General features: G+C 63.6%; 16 protein-coding genes. 9 read left to right on the top strand and 7 right to left on the bottom strand.

The window, feature by feature from the left end:
- Positions 1-172 precede the first annotated feature (172 nt).
- From VKR55_RS29890 to VKR55_RS29875, 4 genes are all read left to right on the top strand, one after another.
- The gene (locus VKR55_RS29890; RefSeq protein ID WP_324408992.1) at positions 173-2,311 is read left to right on the top strand and encodes a methyl-accepting chemotaxis protein; all 2,139 of its coding nucleotides are present in this window, start codon (positions 173-175) and stop codon (positions 2,309-2,311) included.
- A gap of 164 nt (positions 2,312-2,475) precedes the next feature.
- Positions 2,476-3,537 (top strand): MBL fold metallo-hydrolase, encoded by a 1,062-nt coding sequence (locus VKR55_RS29885; RefSeq protein ID WP_324408991.1) that lies wholly within the window; start codon positions 2,476-2,478, stop codon positions 3,535-3,537.
- Positions 3,538-3,712: 175 nt separating this feature from the next.
- Entirely contained in the window at positions 3,713-4,942 is a 1,230-nt protein-coding gene (gene hemA / locus VKR55_RS29880; RefSeq protein ID WP_324408990.1) for a 5-aminolevulinate synthase, read from the top strand.
- Positions 4,943-5,080: 138 nt separating this feature from the next.
- A complete protein-coding gene (locus VKR55_RS29875; protein WP_324408989.1) occupies positions 5,081-8,587 on the top strand; it encodes a PAS domain-containing hybrid sensor histidine kinase/response regulator in 3,507 nt (1,168 codons plus the stop codon).
- Positions 8,588-8,594: 7 nt separating this feature from the next.
- Here VKR55_RS29875 and VKR55_RS29870 read toward each other — a convergent pair whose 3' ends face one another.
- The 7 genes from VKR55_RS29870 to VKR55_RS29840 all read right to left on the bottom strand — a co-directional run bounded on the left by VKR55_RS29870 (position 8,595) and on the right by VKR55_RS29840 (position 12,078).
- A complete protein-coding gene (locus VKR55_RS29870) occupies positions 8,595-9,269 on the bottom strand; it encodes a response regulator transcription factor (protein WP_324408988.1) in 675 nt (224 codons plus the stop codon).
- The gene (locus VKR55_RS29865) at positions 9,266-9,556 is read right to left on the bottom strand and encodes a hypothetical protein (protein WP_324408987.1); all 291 of its coding nucleotides are present in this window, start codon (positions 9,554-9,556) and stop codon (positions 9,266-9,268) included. The genes VKR55_RS29870 and VKR55_RS29865 overlap by 4 nt, the downstream gene beginning before the upstream one ends.
- A gap of 101 nt (positions 9,557-9,657) precedes the next feature.
- The gene (locus VKR55_RS29860; RefSeq protein WP_414642498.1) at positions 9,658-10,128 is read right to left on the bottom strand and encodes a secondary thiamine-phosphate synthase enzyme YjbQ; all 471 of its coding nucleotides are present in this window, start codon (positions 10,126-10,128) and stop codon (positions 9,658-9,660) included.
- Between the two features lie 33 nt (positions 10,129-10,161).
- Entirely contained in the window at positions 10,162-10,644 is a 483-nt protein-coding gene (locus VKR55_RS29855) for a hypothetical protein (RefSeq protein WP_414642493.1), read from the bottom strand.
- Between the two features lie 125 nt (positions 10,645-10,769).
- Entirely contained in the window at positions 10,770-11,330 is a 561-nt protein-coding gene (locus VKR55_RS29850; RefSeq protein WP_324408985.1) for a cytochrome b, read from the bottom strand.
- Positions 11,327-11,758, bottom strand: a complete 432-nt coding sequence (locus tag VKR55_RS29845) for an SRPBCC family protein (RefSeq protein WP_324408984.1) — start codon at positions 11,756-11,758, stop codon at positions 11,327-11,329. Before VKR55_RS29845 ends, VKR55_RS29850 begins: the two co-directional genes overlap by 4 nt.
- Positions 11,755-12,078 carry an ArsR/SmtB family transcription factor gene (locus VKR55_RS29840; protein WP_324408983.1) on the bottom strand — a complete coding sequence of 108 codons (324 nt, stop codon included), beginning with the start codon at positions 12,076-12,078 and terminating at the stop codon, positions 11,755-11,757. Before VKR55_RS29840 ends, VKR55_RS29845 begins: the two co-directional genes overlap by 4 nt.
- Positions 12,079-12,347: 269 nt before the next feature.
- On the opposite strand from VKR55_RS29840, the gene VKR55_RS29835 reads away from it, so the two are divergent.
- From VKR55_RS29835 to VKR55_RS29815, 5 genes are all read left to right on the top strand, one after another.
- A complete protein-coding gene (locus VKR55_RS29835) occupies positions 12,348-12,716 on the top strand; it encodes an AtpZ/AtpI family protein (protein WP_324408982.1) in 369 nt (122 codons plus the stop codon).
- A gap of 69 nt (positions 12,717-12,785) precedes the next feature.
- A complete protein-coding gene (locus VKR55_RS29830) occupies positions 12,786-13,541 on the top strand; it encodes a F0F1 ATP synthase subunit A (protein ID WP_324408981.1) in 756 nt (251 codons plus the stop codon).
- A 54-nt stretch (positions 13,542-13,595) separates the two neighbouring features.
- Positions 13,596-13,823, top strand: a complete 228-nt coding sequence (locus tag VKR55_RS29825) for a F0F1 ATP synthase subunit C (RefSeq protein ID WP_324408980.1) — start codon at positions 13,596-13,598, stop codon at positions 13,821-13,823.
- A 57-nt stretch (positions 13,824-13,880) separates the two neighbouring features.
- Complete coding sequence (locus VKR55_RS29820; protein WP_324408979.1) at positions 13,881-14,447, top strand: F0F1 ATP synthase subunit B family protein; 567 nt, start codon at positions 13,881-13,883, stop codon at positions 14,445-14,447.
- A gap of 7 nt (positions 14,448-14,454) precedes the next feature.
- Positions 14,455-14,940, top strand: a complete 486-nt coding sequence (locus tag VKR55_RS29815; RefSeq protein ID WP_324409047.1) for a F0F1 ATP synthase subunit B family protein — start codon at positions 14,455-14,457, stop codon at positions 14,938-14,940.
- The last annotated feature ends 31 nt before the right edge of the window (positions 14,941-14,971 follow it).

Here is a 14,971-nt window from a genome sequence, read left to right as displayed (position 1 = left end):
CGCGGGCGGCGCGCAACCAGATGTTAAGCAAAGGCCGGCGAAACGCCGGCTTTTGTCTTTTTGTCGCCAGATAATTGCGCAGGTCCCTACACTTTTCGCGATTTTGTTAACCCCGTACCGCGATACTGCCGCTCGCATTTTCTTAACCTGAGGTAGTGGCGGGGGGCGACGCATGGCGTTCCGGTTGGGTCTTGGCAAGGTCTTTGGGTTTCTGCGGCCGCGTTGGGGGGTCAGAGGCAGCCTGTTTGCGGCTTTCGCCGTGATTGCCGCCATGGCGATCGTAATATCGGCCGGCGCCGGCTACGTCCTGCAGCGGCTCGGCGTGCGCATGGTCGACCTCTCCGGACACGACATTCCGCGGCTTGCCGCCAGCCTGCAATTGTCGGCACAGAGCGCGGGGCTTGCGGCCCAGGGACCGGCGCTGCTCGCCGCGCAGGACGGGGAAGCGCTGAAGGGGCGCACCGAGAAGCTGAAGGAATTGCAGGAGCAGGCGACGCAGAAGCTCGGCGAGATCATCGAGCTTGGCGCCGACAAGGACGTCGTCAGCGCGCTCAACGATACCATGAAGAACATCAACGACGCGGCGCAGAGCCTCGCCAAAGCCTCTCGCGAGCGGCTCGATGCCGTCGCCCTTCATAACAAGCAGTATGACGCGCTGCGCGCCGCGCAGGAGGGCTTCGTCACCGCCGCAAGTCCGGCGATGCTGGACGCGCAGACCCAGGTCAACGCCATCCTCTCATCGACAAATCCCTCCACCAGCGATGCCAACAATGCGGCCCAGATCCTCGGCCAGCTCGCCAATATCGTCGCCAGCGGCAACCTCGCGGCCGCCGACTTGAGCGCGGCGCTGTCCGGTAATACCAGCGATCAGCTCGACGATATCGAGAAGGAGTTCAAGGCGGCGCAGGGACGGCTACGCTCCAACCTCGACATGTTGCCGGACGGCCAGGGTACCAAGACGCTTCAGGCCGCAGCCGAGAAGCTGCTCGCGCTCGGCACCGGCAAGGAGGGCGTGTTCCACGTGCGCCAGGCGGAGCTTGACGCCGCCGACTACGGCCAGACCGTGCTGGAAGAGACCCGCAAGCTCAATGTCGGCCTCGACATCAGCGTGCAGCAGCTCGTCGACGGGGTACAGAAGGAAACCAATTCCTCCACCTTCCAGGCACGCCAGGAGATCTCCTACGCGACCATGGTCATGCTGGCGCTCGGGGTCGCGACGCTGGTCGGCTCCGTGCTGTTCGTGTGGCTCTATGTCGGCCGCAACATCCTGCGGCGCATCCGCGCTCTGCAGCATTCGATGCAGCTCCTCTCCAACGGCGATCTCGAGACCGAGATCTACCGTTCTTCTCAGGCGGACGAAATCGCAGCGATGTCGGAGACGCTGCAGGTGTTCCGCGACAGCATGATCCGCGCCCGCGCGCTATCCGCCGACCAAGACAAGGATCGCGCCGCGAAGGCCGAGCGCACCGCGCGCATCGAGGGCCGAATCACCGAGTTCGAGGCGACGGTGCGTACCGCGCTCGACAATTTGCAGCAATCGGCCAATTCGATGCAGACGACCGCGCAGAGCATGTCGTCCACCGCCGACCAGTCGAATGCGCTGGTGAACGCAGTGGCGTCCGCTGCGGAAGAGACTTCGGTCAACGTGCAGACCGTGTCCGCCGGCACCGAGGAATTGTCGTCGTCGATCGCCGAGATCGGCCGCCAGGTGGTCACTTCGGCCGAGATCGCCCGCAAGGCGGTCGAGGAAGCCGGTGCGACGGATGCCACCATGCAGGGGCTCGCCGACAATGCGAGCCGCATCTCGGTCGTGGTCGATCTGATCCAGGTGATCGCCTCGCAGACCAACCTCCTGGCGCTCAACGCCACCATCGAGGCGGCGCGCGCAGGCGAAGCCGGCCGCGGCTTTGCGGTGGTCGCCTCCGAAGTCAAAAGCCTTGCGAGCCAGACCGCAAAGGCGACCGACGAAATCCGCGCCCAGATCGCCAGCATGCAGTCGGTCACAACGTCGGCCGTCAACGCGATCCGCAACATCGGCCAGACCATCGGCGAGATCAACGACGTGACCACCGCGATCGCGGCCGCGGTCGAGGAACAGGGTGCCGCGACGCGCGAGATCGCCCGCAACATCCAGCATGCCGCCGGCGGCACCACCGAGGTCTCCGGCAACATCGCCGGCGTGTCGGCCGCTTCCGCCGAAGCGGGCGCAGCCGCAGCCGAAGTGCTGGGCGCTTCCGATGCGCTCCGCCGCGAAGCCGAGGGCCTGCGCGGCGAGATCGACGCGTTCCTGACCAACATCCGCGCGGCGTAAGATCATATTTGTCATTCCGGGACGCGCGCTAGCGCGAACCCGGAATCTCGCCCCAAAACCTTCCGGATTTCGGGTTCGATGCTGTCGCATCGCCCCGGAATGACAGGCCCGCATGTTGATTTTTCGGCTGGCGCCGCGGCGCGGGTGCGGCTAAGCCGTTGCCCATGCACACACGAACAGACTCTCTGCAATCGTCGGCCGAAGCCCTGCGCTACCCCTGGGACAATCATCCCGGCATCGATCAGATCGTCGAGGTAACGCCCGGCGTGTTGTGGGTGCGCCTGAAGCTGCCGTTCCGCCTCAACCATGTGAATATCTATCTGTTCGCCGACGGAGACGGCTGGACGATGATCGATTCCGGCTTCGGCAACGAGGAGTCGATCGCAGCCTGGACGGCGCTGTTCGAAGGCCCGCTCAAGCACGTGAAACTCACGCGCCTGATCGTGACCCATTCTCACCCCGATCATGTCGGCCTTGCCGGCTGGATTACGGAGCGCTTCACGTGCCCGCTCTTCATGTCGCAGGTCGAATATCTGCAGTCGGTCTACCACCAGAACCGCGGCACCGAAGAACGCCGCAACGCGCAGCGCCTGTTCTTCCGCCGCCACGGCATGGACGAGGCCATGACCGAAAAGCTGCTCGGCCGCGGCCAGGACTATCTCAAGCGGGTCTCGGTGCTGCCGCCGGCCTACCGTCGCCTCACCCATGGCGATGAGGTCGTGATCGGCTCCCGCCGCTTCAAGGTGATCACCGGCGGCGGCCATGCGCTCGACCAGGTGATGCTCTATTGCGCCGCCGACAAGCTGTTCGTCTCGGCCGACCAGGTGCTGAGCAAGATTTCGCCCAATGTCAGCGTCTGGGCGGTCGAGCCCGAGCAGAACTCGCTCGGCGAATATCTGGCCTCGCTCGCAAGCCTCACCACCACCTTGCCCTATGACGTGCTGGTGCTGCCCGGCCACGGCGTGCCGTTCTACGGCCTGAAGACGCGCATCAAGCAGCTTGCGGACCATCACGAGGAACGCTGCCGGCTGATTGCCGATGCCTGCCGCGATGTCCCGCAGACGTCGAAGGAACTGGTGCCGGTCGTGTTCCACAAGCATGTGCTGGACCCGCACCAGATGGGCTTCGCCTCGGGTGAATTGATCGCGCACGTCAACTACATGTTGGTCGAGGGCCGGCTCACGGCGCAGGAAAGTGACGGCGTGCTGCGGTTCCGGACCACCTGACCGCAAGCGAACCTCGGTACTCACATTTCGTTGATCCGGATCAAGCCGGACGTTCCGGTTTTGGGCGATGGTTTTGCCTTGGGGCCGACGATCTGACCCCCGATTCCGGCTCGACAGCGAAGCTGGAAACGCTCTAAAAAGGGACCCAAATCCCCTCCACTTCCAGGCTTTGGTGATGGATTACAGCCAGTTTTTCAGTGCCGCCCTCGGCAAGCTGCATCATGAGCGGCGCTACCGCGTCTTCGCCGACCTCGAGCGTATCGCAGGCCGGTTCCCGCACGCGGTCTGGCATTCGCCCAAAGGCAAGCGCGACGTCGTGATCTGGTGCTCAAACGACTATCTCGGCATGGGCCAGCACCCGAAGGTCGTCGGCGCCATGGTCGAGACCGCCACGCGCGTCGGCACCGGCGCCGGCGGCACCCGCAACATCGCCGGCACCAACCATCCGTTGGTGCAGCTTGAGGCCGAGCTTGCCGATCTGCACGGCAAGGAAGCGTCGCTCCTGTTCACCTCCGGCTATGTCTCGAACCAGACCGGCATTGCGACCATCGCCAGGCTCATTCCGAACTGCCTCATTCTTTCGGACGCTCTCAACCACAATTCGATGATCGAGGGCGTGCGCCAGGCCGGCTGCGAGCGGCAGATTTTCCGCCACAGCGACATGGCGGATCTGGAAGAGTTGCTGATCGCCGCAGGTCCCGACCGGCCAAAGTTGATCGTTTGCGAGAGCCTTTACTCGATGGACGGCGACGTCGCGCCGCTCGCCAAAATCTGCGATCTCGCCGAGAAATATGGCGCGATGACCTATGTCGACGAGGTGCATGCGGTCGGCATGTACGGCCCGCGCGGCGGCGGCATCGCCGAGCGCGACGGCGTCATGCATCGCATCGACATCCTCGAGGGCACGCTCGCCAAGGCCTTTGGCTGCCTTGGTGGCTATATTGCGGGCAAGGCCGACATGATCGACGCCGTGCGCTCCTACGCGCCGGGCTTCATCTTCACCACCGCGCTGCCGCCGCCGATCTGCTCGGCCGCTACCGCTTCGATCCGTCACCTGAAGACGTCGAACTGGGAACGCGAGCGGCACCAGGATCGCGCCGCGCGCACCAAGGCGATCCTGTCCGCCGCGGGGCTCCCCGTCATGTCCAGCGATACCCATATCGTGCCGCTGTTTGTCGGCGACCCCGAGCGTTGCAAGCGCGCCTCCGACATGCTCCTGGAAGAGCACGGCATCTATATCCAGCCCATCAACTACCCAACGGTTGCCAAAGGCACCGAACGGCTGCGCATCACGCCCTCGCCCTATCATGACGACGGCTTGATCGATCGGCTGGCTGAAGCCCTGCTCCAGGTCTGGGAGCGGCTCGGCCTGCCGTTGCGGGAGCAATCGCTGGCAGCCGAGTAGCGGCTATCCGGTCGTTTCCGACCGGACCTTAACGACGTCCGCAAATCCCGGATTTAACGGGAAAATCGCTGTCGCTTGCCACCGCGCAAGGCGCTAGATTTCATCTCAAAGGGGGCCGGCACAAGGAGCTAGGCAGCGATGCTGCATGACTGGGGCGTGATCGCCACCGCCTTCGGCTATATCGGGCTCTTGTTCTTTGTTGCGTATTACGGCGACAGGCTGTCGCCGGCCGAGCGCGGCCGCGCCGGCATGTTCATCTATCCGCTGTCGCTTGCGACCTACTGCACGTCCTGGACATTCTTCGGCTCGGTCGGCTTTGCCACCCGCACCAGTGTCGACTTTCTCGCGATTTATGTCGGCCCGATCCTGATGATCGGGCTATGCACGCCGCTGCTGCGGCGCGTGATCCAGCTTGCGAAGGCGCAGAACATCACCTCGATCGCCGACTTCATCGGCGCGCGCTACGGCAAGAGCCAGGCGGTCGCGGCGACCGTCGCGCTGATCGCCATCATCGGCTCGGTGCCCTACATAGCGCTGCAGCTCAAGGCGATGGCCTCTTCGCTCGAGACGATCCTGAGTGAGGACCAGGCCTTCTCCAAAATCCCGATCCTCGGCGACATCGCGCTGATGGTGACGCTGGCGATGGCGGTGTTCGCAGTGCTGTTCGGTACCCGCCAGGCCGACGCCACCGAGCACCAGCATGGCCTGATGTTCGCGGTTGCGGCGGAATCCATCGTCAAGCTGATTGCCTTCCTCGCCGTCGGCGTCTTCATCACCTTCTTCATGTTCGATCCGCAGGAGCTGATCCATCGCGCGATGAAGACGCCGGAGGCGGTCCGCGCGATCGAATATACGCCGACAATCGGCAATTTCCTCTGCATGGTGGTTCTGTCCTTCTGCGCGGTCATGCTGCTGCCGCGCCAGTTCCATGTCAGCGTGGTCGAGAACTCCAGCGACGGCGAGGTCGCGCGCGCCCGCTGGCTGTTTCCGCTCTACCTGGTCGCGATCAATATCTTCGTGATCCCGATCGCGCTCGCCGGCCTCATCACTTTCCCGTTCGGCGCCGTCGACAGCGACATGTACGTGCTGGCCTTGCCGATCAACGGCGGGGCGCCGCTGCTCAGCCTGCTGGTTTTCATCGGAGGCCTGTCGGCAGCGACCGCCATGGTGATCGTGGAATGCGTCGCGCTTTCGGTGATGCTGACCAACGATATCATCGTGCCCATGGTGCTGCAGCGCTCGCCGCAGTCGCGCGAGGGCAAGGATTTCGGTGACTTCCTCCTGAAAGCACGACGCTTTGCGATCTTCGCCATCATGGTGATGGCCTACTTCTATTATCGCGCGCTCGGCAACACCCAGCTTGCTGCGATCGGACTATTGTCGTTCGCGGCGATCGCGCAGCTCGCGCCGGCGTTCTTCGGCGCCCTGTTGTGGCGCCGCGGCACTGCGCGTGGCGCCATCGGCGGCATGGTCGTCGGCTTTGCGACGTGGCTCTACACGCTGTTCGTGCCATCCTTCCTCGACAGCAACACGGCCGGCATCCTGATGCTGCAGCATGGACCGTTTGGCATCGAGGCGCTGCGCCCGCAGGCGCTATTCGGCACCGATCTACCACCATTGCTGCACGGCGTGCTGTGGTCGCTCTCGCTCAATTTCCTGACCTATATCGTGCTGTCGCTGGCGCGCCAGCCCTCCTCGATCGAGCGGGTACAGGCCGACCTGTTCGTGCCGAACGAGCTTGCGCCGATCGCACCGAGCTTCCGTCGCTGGCGCACCACCGTCACGGTGCAGGACATCCAGAGCACGGTGGCGCAATATATCGGCGGCGACCGTGCGCAGCTCTCATTCGAGGCATTCGCCAAGGGCCATCACACCAGGCTCGATCCGGCGGCACCTGCCGATTTCGAGCTGCTGCAGCATGCCGAGCACCTGATCGCCTCCTCGATCGGCGCGGCATCCTCGCGGCTCGTGATGTCGCTGCTGCTCCGCAAGCGCACCGTCTCCGCCAAGGCCGCGCTGAAACTGCTCGACGATTCCCACGCCGCGATGCATTTCAACCGCGAGATCCTGCAGACCGCGCTGAACCACGTGCGGCAGGGCATCGCCGTGTTCGACACCGACCTGCAGCTCATCTGCTCCAACCGGCAGTTCTCGGACCTGCTCTCCCTGCCGCCGCATCTGGTGCAGATCGGCATTCCCTTGCGCGAGATCCTGGAGTTCATGGGAGCGATCAACCCGCCCGGCGAAGGCGATGGCGAAAGCGAGATGACGCGACGGCTTGCCGCCTACACCACCGAGGGCGAACCCTATCTGGAGCGCCTGCCCGACCGGCATATGGCGATCGAGGTGCGCGCCAACCGCATGCCGGATGGCGGCCTCGTCCTCACCTTCACCGACGTCACGCCGTCGATCGAGGCGGCGGAAGCGCTGGAACGCTCCAATGCGACGCTGGAAAAGCGTGTCCGCGATCGCACCGAAGAGCTGACCCGGCTCAATTCCGAGCTGGCGCTTGCCAAGAGCACTGCCGAGGACGCCAATATCTCCAAGACGCGCTTCCTCGCCGCCGCAAGCCACGACATCCTGCAGCCGCTGAACGCAGCACGACTTTACGTGACGAGCCTGGTCGAGCGGCAGAACGTCGGCGAGGATGCTCGCCTCGTCGAGAACATCGACGACTCGCTCGAGGCGATCGAGGAAATCCTGAGCGCTCTCCTCGACATCTCCAGGCTCGATGCCGGCGCGATGACGCCCTCGATCTCGAGCTTCAAGATGGCCGATCTGATGCGCTCGCTCGAGATCGAGTTCGCGCCGCTCGCGCGCGCCAAGGGGCTCAAGCTTACCTTCGTGCCGTGCTCGCTGGCGGTGCAGTCGGATCGCCTGCTGCTGCGGAGGCTGTTGCAGAACTTCGTCTCGAACGCCATCAAATACACACCTCACGGCCGGGTGCTGGTCGGTTGCCGCCGCCGCGGCGAGGCGCTGCAGGTTTGCGTCTATGACACCGGCGTCGGCATCCCCGTCGTCAAGCGCGGCGAGATTTTCAAGGAATTTCACCGGCTCGAGCAGGGCGCGCGGATCGCGCGCGGCCTGGGGCTCGGGCTCTCGATCGTCGAGCGGCTGGCCCGCGTGCTCAATCATCGCGTTGCGATCGATGCCAACGCGGGCGGCGGCTCGGTCTTTTCAGTGGCGGTGCCGACCGCGGCCGCCGTCAACCACACGGCCGCGGTGACCAGCGCCACGCCGCTGGCGCGCGCGCCGATTTCGGGCGCGCGGATCGTCTGCATCGAGAACGATCCGGCAATCCTCGACGGCATGAAGACGCTGCTCAAGGCGTGGAAAGCCGATGTGATCGCGGTGAACGACCCTGACGCCGCGATTGAGGCAATTGAGGCGGCGGGCGGCGGCGTGACGGGCCTTTTGGTCGACTACCACCTCGACCGCGGCAACGGCGTCGCCGCGATCCGTGACATCCGCCGTCGCTTCGGCGAGACGCTGCCGGCGATTCTGATCACAGCCGACCGCAGCCCCCATGTGCGCGCCGCGGCACGCGACGAGAAGATTGCGGTGCTGAACAAGCCGGTGAAGCCCGCTTCGCTACGCGCCCTGCTCGGCCAATGGCGCATCCAGCAGATGATCGCCGCGGAGTAGGTCGAGACTACTGCTCCGACGGAGTGCTCTGCCGCCATTGGGAGCCCGCGATCTTCGCGGCCGCGATCACGGCCTGCGTGCGGCTCTCGACGCCGAGCTTCTGCAGGATCGCCGACACGTGCGCCTTGATGGTGGCTTCGGAGACACCGAGCTCGTAGGCGATCTGCTTGTTGAGCAGTCCCTCCGACAGCATCATCAAAACCCGCACCTGCTGCGGCGTGAGCGTCACCAGGCGGTCGCGCAAGCGCGTCATGTCGGGGTCGGCTGCCGATGACAGGTCGGTGTCCGGCGGCACCCAGATATCACCATCCATCACCTTCACGATCGCGTCGCGCAGGGTCTCCACGCCAAAGCGCTTCGGAATGAATCCGGAAGCTCCGAAATCGAGCGAGCGGCGAATCGTGGCGCCATCGTCGCTGGCGGACACGATCACCACCGGAATCGCCGGATATTGCGCGCGCAGATAGATAAGACCCGAGAAGCCGGAAATGCCCGGCATGGTGAGGTCAAGCAGAATCAGGTCGACGTCGGAATCCTGCTCGAGAAGCGAGGTGAGGTCCTCGAACGACCCCGCCTCGTCGATTTTCGCAGTGGCCACGACGCTGCCCACTGCCTGCCGCAGCGCGTCACGGAACAGCGGATGGTCGTCGGCGATAACAAGATGGCTATTGGCAACCGTCATTTTTTTCTTGCGCGTCCCTTGGAATGATCCGCCAGTGCTCTTGAAGGCCTGATCGGAGAAAATTTCAACTTCGATTGTTGTTCTTTGGTATAACGCATGCAAGCGTCCAATGCTTCCCACTCGTCAAAGCAGTTAACGGCGATTGCGATAATGCACTGCAGCATTGCCCATTGTTTCAGCTTACAGCGATCGCTCGTGTTGAAAGTGCTGAGATTCAAGCCTTGGTCGACGGGTTTCAGCCGATATTGCCGTAGAATGTTGCCGTAAGTCGAGATCGCAGCGGCCAAGCAGGGTCCGGGAACAGCGCGGACCTCGCGACATGCACCAAGACTGATCGTCCGGACCTTCTCTTATATCGATCAGCCGCGGAACGGTCCGCGGCCAGCTTTCATTTCGTGGCTCCGATGAACTGCAGCACCACCTCGCGCCGATGCGCCCGCGCGCGATGCTCGATCAGATAGATCGCCTGCCAGGTACCGAGCGCCATCTCGCCGTTCACCACCGGGATCTGCAGTGAGGCCGAGGTCAGCATCGTCTTGACATGCGCGGGCATATCGTCCGGCCCTTCGGTGTAATGCGTCCAGCCGGCATTTTCGGGCGCAAGCCGCGACAGTGCGGTCCCAAGATCGGCGAGCACGGACGGATCGGCATTTTCCTGAATTGTCAGCGACGCCGATGTGTGGCGGACGAACAGCGTGACCACCCCCTCGATCGCGCCGGCCTCGCCGACGAATTTTTCGACCTCGGCGGTCAGATCGACGAAGCCCCGGCCGCGCGTTTGTACTGCGAGTTGCGACGTCACGATCGAAGTGGGCGCAACCGCGGAAGGCGTGGCGCGGGAGATCGATTTCGATGGGATCACGGACCACCTCTCAATGACGATAACGCGGATTCAAATTTTTCCGTCGCCCGAAACGTCCTTCTGCATCTGGTTGGCCATGTCGATAAGCCGCTTCCAGGCGCGCTGCAGGAACGACACCACGCGATCCATGTCCTGGTCGCTCGGCAGCGGAATCTCGATCTTGCGTTGGCCATCGGCGGCCGGCTTATCGGACGTGGCCGGATCGCGCGCGGCGAGCTGCGCTTTCAGCTTCTGATTTTCCGCCTCCAGCCGGCCGATCTCTTCATCCAGCGCCTTGCGCTCGTCGGGCACCGCGTAGCAGGCCCAGCCCGCGCCGGAATGACTGCAATTGGAAACCGTGCCTGTCCTGGTATCGAGCCGGATCATACCGTCGGGCGCGGGTGAAAAGATGTAGCGGCCATTCTCGCTGTCCGGCGCGGGCTCGGCGGCCACGGCCGCACCGATTCCGGCCAGGCAAAGGGCACCGAGCGCAAGCATCGCGAAACGTTGGGGGATGGACGTCGCAAGGTTCATGGCGTGACTCCGCCTCGCAAGACAGCGCCCCAGTTCTTCGCGCAAGATATTGTCGGAAATGATGCGCGCTGGTTGAGGTATGGAGCTCGCAGGCGGATTTCAATGCATGGGCGAGCCGATCGACGTCATTTGGCAGCGCCCTCAAGGGCCGCACGCCGGCCAAACCAGATCCGACGCAACAATTGGTCGCGCTTGAACAACTGGTGATACAGCGCGGCCACCACATGCACCAGGACGAGCGCGGACAACAGCAGCGCGAGCACGATATGTATGGTGAAGGTCGGATAGGCCGAAAAATCGGCCGGCAGCGGCTCGCCCGTGCCCTGGAAGACGCTGCGGTTGAGGCCGGCAAGGATCGCGGTCGCCAGTCCCGAGCCCGCCATCAGCGCAACAATCAGATAGAAGGCGTAATGCGCTGACAGCACCAGGCGGCCGAGCGCCGCATGGCCCGTTACCGCCTCCGCCGGCTTCGCGCTGGAGAGCCGCACGGCAAGACGCACGAGCATCAGGCCTGCGATCGCCATGCCGAGCGACATGTGACCCAACAATGCGCCGATCTTCTGCGGATCGGTATTCGGCAGCCGCGCGAGCAGGAAGAAGCCGCCAGCGAGCATCAGGATGATCAGCACCGCGAGCAGCCAATGCAGCGCAACCAGCAACGGATGATAACGCGACACCAGCCTCATGAGAGTTTCGCCAACACCTGCTCGAGGTTGCCCAGGAATTTCTGCCAGCCGTAATTGGCGCCCTGATAGTAGCGATCGTTCTCGCTGCCCTGGCGGAAGCCCGACTGCTCCATGCGCAGGAGGGTGCCGCCTTTTTCCGGCGTCAGCGTAAAGGTGACAACGCTCTCGAGCCCCAACGCAGCCCAGGTATAGGCGAGCCGCTTGTTCGGCTCGATGGCCAGCACTTCGCAGTCGATCACGCCGTCCCACTGCGGCATCGGATCGCTGCGCAGATTGAAGCGATGGCCGACGACGGGTTGGAAATCATTCTTCATCAGCCATTCCTCGAGGAGCGGGCCTTGGGTCAGCGCGCGCCAGATCTTTTCCGGCGGATGCTGCATCATGCGTTCGACGACGAGGGTACGCGTGGCGGTATCAGCAGTGGTCATTGGTCCATCCTGTTGAGCAAGGTTTCGAGGCGATCGAACCGGTCACGCCAGAAGGCGCCGTAGTGCTCCATCCAGTCGATCAGGGGCGCGAGCCCTTTGGGCTCGACGCTGTAGTGGGTCTCGCGTCCTTCCGGCCGGTCGCGAACAAGCCCGGCAAGCTTCAGCGCCGCGAGATGTTTGGAGACGGCGGGCTGCGAGACGCCGGCAAACTCGGTCAGCGCACGGACGTTGCGTTCGCCGCCGGTTGCGAGGTGCTCGAAGATTGCGCGCCGCGTCGGATCGCCGAGGGTCTTGAACAGAAGGTCGGAAGCGCTGTGCATAAATTCCCATAACTTACTAGTTATGAATTGGTCAAGCCGATTCGCAGGACACTTTCGATATCGGTCGTTGTCATCAAAGGCTTTTGCAGTGCGGCGATCAGGCCAAGGCGCGTCTTGGAATCTGCAATAAATTCAAGTAAATCAAAGAGCTAAGCGATCCACACGCAATCTTGACTTGGCTAGATGCCATCAGTATGGTCCGCGCGGCTTTTAAGGGCGACGGGGCGCAATTTCCTCCTCCACGCGCGTTCGTATCGGGTCTCCACGACATGGCGGAAGGCACGGACGACAGGGATAAGGGAAATCGCGACAAGTCGCCTGACGAAGCTGCGCTTTCCGCAAGGCTCGGAAGTCTGGACCGGCGGTTGTCCGAAGTTCGCGACAACCGGAAAATCGAGACTGACCAACCCGGGGGCCAAAGCGAAGACGGTGCTGCCAGGGCCTCCGCCATGGCAATCGGCCTTCGTCTTTCCTCGGAATTGGTCGCGGGCGTTGTTGTCGGGGCGGTGATTGGCTGGGGATTCGACCGCTTGCTGTCGACATCGCCGTTCGGTCTTATCGTGTTTGTGCTGCTCGGTTTCGTGGCCGGGGTGGTGAACGTGGTGAGATCCGCCGGCAGGCTTTCCGGCAATCGCTGAACCGGCGGAAGTCACGAAATCTAGAATTGCGATTGCCGGCCTTGAGCCGGCGGACCAAGAGCCGCGCGGATGACCCTCGACCCGATCCATCAATTCAATATCGTAAATCTCTTCAAGATCGGCCAGATCGGCGGTCACGAGATCTACTTCACGAATGCGTCGGCCTACATGCTGCTCGCGGTGGCGGTCACTTCGCTCTTGATGATCGGCGGCTCCGCAGGCAAGCAGCTCGTGCCCGGCCGCTTCCAGTCGATCGCCGAAATCACCTACGAGTTCATCGCCGCCTCGATCCGCGGCAACGCCGGCGCGGACGGCATGAAGTTCTTCCCGCTGATCTTCTCGATCTTCATGTTCATCTGCGTTTCGAACCTCGTTGGCGTCATCCCCTACGCCTTCACGATTTCGAGCCAGATCGTCGTCACCGGCGCGCTGGCGCTCCTGGTGTTCTTCACGGTCCTGATCTACGGCCTCTACAAGAATGGCCTGAAATTTTTCAAGATCTTCGTGCCGTCGGGTATCCCGATCTTTGTCCTGCCGGTCGTCGTCTTCATCGAAATCTTCTCGTTTTTCCTGCGGCCGATCTCGCACAGCGTCCGTCTCTTCGCCAACATGCTGGGCGGCCACATCGCGCTGAAGGTGTTCGCGGGCTTCGTCGCCATGCTCGGCGTATCGCTGGGCGCCGTCGGCTGGATCGGCGGTATTGCGCCGCTCGCATTGACGGTCGCCATCTACGCTCTCGAAATCCTGGTCGCGTTCCTGCAAGCCTATGTGTTTGCGATCCTGACCGTCATCTACCTCAACGACGCCCTTCATCCGGGACACTGAGCGGTCCCGGCAATTTTCCACCTCACATCTGTATGTCTTCTCAAGGAGCAAAAAATGGAACCGGCAGCAGCTAAACTTATCGGCGCGGGCATCGCGTGCATCGGCATGGGCGGTGCGGGCGTCGGCGTGGGCGTCATCTTCGGCAACTACCTCGCCGCCGCGGTGCGCAATCCCTCCGCAGCCTCGGGCCAGTTCGGCAACTTGATCTTCGGCTTCGCGTTGACGGAAGCGCTCGGCATCTTCTCGCTGCTGATCGCGCTGCTCCTGCTGTTCGTTTTCTGAGTGGCATCGTCTCGCGCCGCTCCCGCGCGGCGCGAATGACAGCAACGGGAGAACCCCATGGCTGACAGTCATGGCGAAGCAAAAAGCCAGAAGGCCGGCGCCCACACCGAGGCGGAAGGCGGTCACCACAGCGGAGCGTTTCCGCCGTTCGACACGTCCACCTTCCCTTCGCAACTGGTATCGCTGGTCGTCTTCTTCGTCGCGCTCTACATCATCGTCTCGCGCATCGCGCTGCCGCGCGTCGGCGCCGTGATCGATGCGCGGCAGAGCAAGATCGAGGGTGACCTCGCCGAGGCGCAAAGGCTGAAGGAGGAATCGGAGTCGGCGCTGAAGGCCTACGAAGGCGAGCTCGCAAGTGCGCGCTCCAAGGCCCAAGCGATCGGCGCCGAGACCCGCGAGCAGCTCAATGCGGCGTCCGATGCCGAGCGCAGGGCGTTGGAGGACAAACTCGCAGCGCGCCTTGCCGACGCCGAGAAAACCATCGCCACCACCCGCGCGGGCGCGATGAGCAATGTCCGCGGCATCGCCGCGGATGCAGCCGGCGCCATCGTGCAGCAGCTCACGGGCAAGGCCCCCGACAGCAAGACGGTCGCGAGCGCCGTCGATGCGTCCTTGAAGGGATAGTGTAATGTTGTTCGAAGAGCCGGAGACCTGGGTCGCGATTGCGTTCATCATCCTGCTCGGTGTGTTCGCCTGGATCGGCGCCCACCGCACGGTGTTCGCCGCGCTCGACCATCGCGCCGAGCGGATCAAGGCCGAGCTCGATGAGGCGATGGCCCTCAAGGAAGAAGCGGCCAAGGTGCTCGCCGAGTACAAGCAGCGGCGCGCCAGCGCCGAGCGTGAGGCGACAGAGATCGTCGCCAACGCGAGGGCCGACGCCGAGCGCATCGCAGCCGACGCCAAGGCCAAGATGGAAGACTTCGTCGCGCGCCGTACCAAGACCGCCGAGAGCAAGATCGCGCTCGCCGAGGCCCAGGCGCTCGCCGACGTCCGCGCGGCGGCAGCCGACGCCGCAGTGCAGGCCGCATCGACGATCCTGTCGCAATCGGTGAAGGGCTCGCTCGCCGACGATCTGCTCGCCAAGGGCATCGCCGAAGTCCGGCGGAAACTGAACTGAATCAAAAAAGTCTTTCGTCATCCAAAGCAGG

The sequence above is a fragment of the Bradyrhizobium sp. genome, from assembly GCF_035309285.1.
Lineage (GTDB): Bacteria > Pseudomonadota > Alphaproteobacteria > Rhizobiales > Xanthobacteraceae > Bradyrhizobium.
The sequence above is the reverse complement of the archived record's forward strand: the minus strand, read 5'-3'. Positions and strand labels throughout refer to the sequence as shown.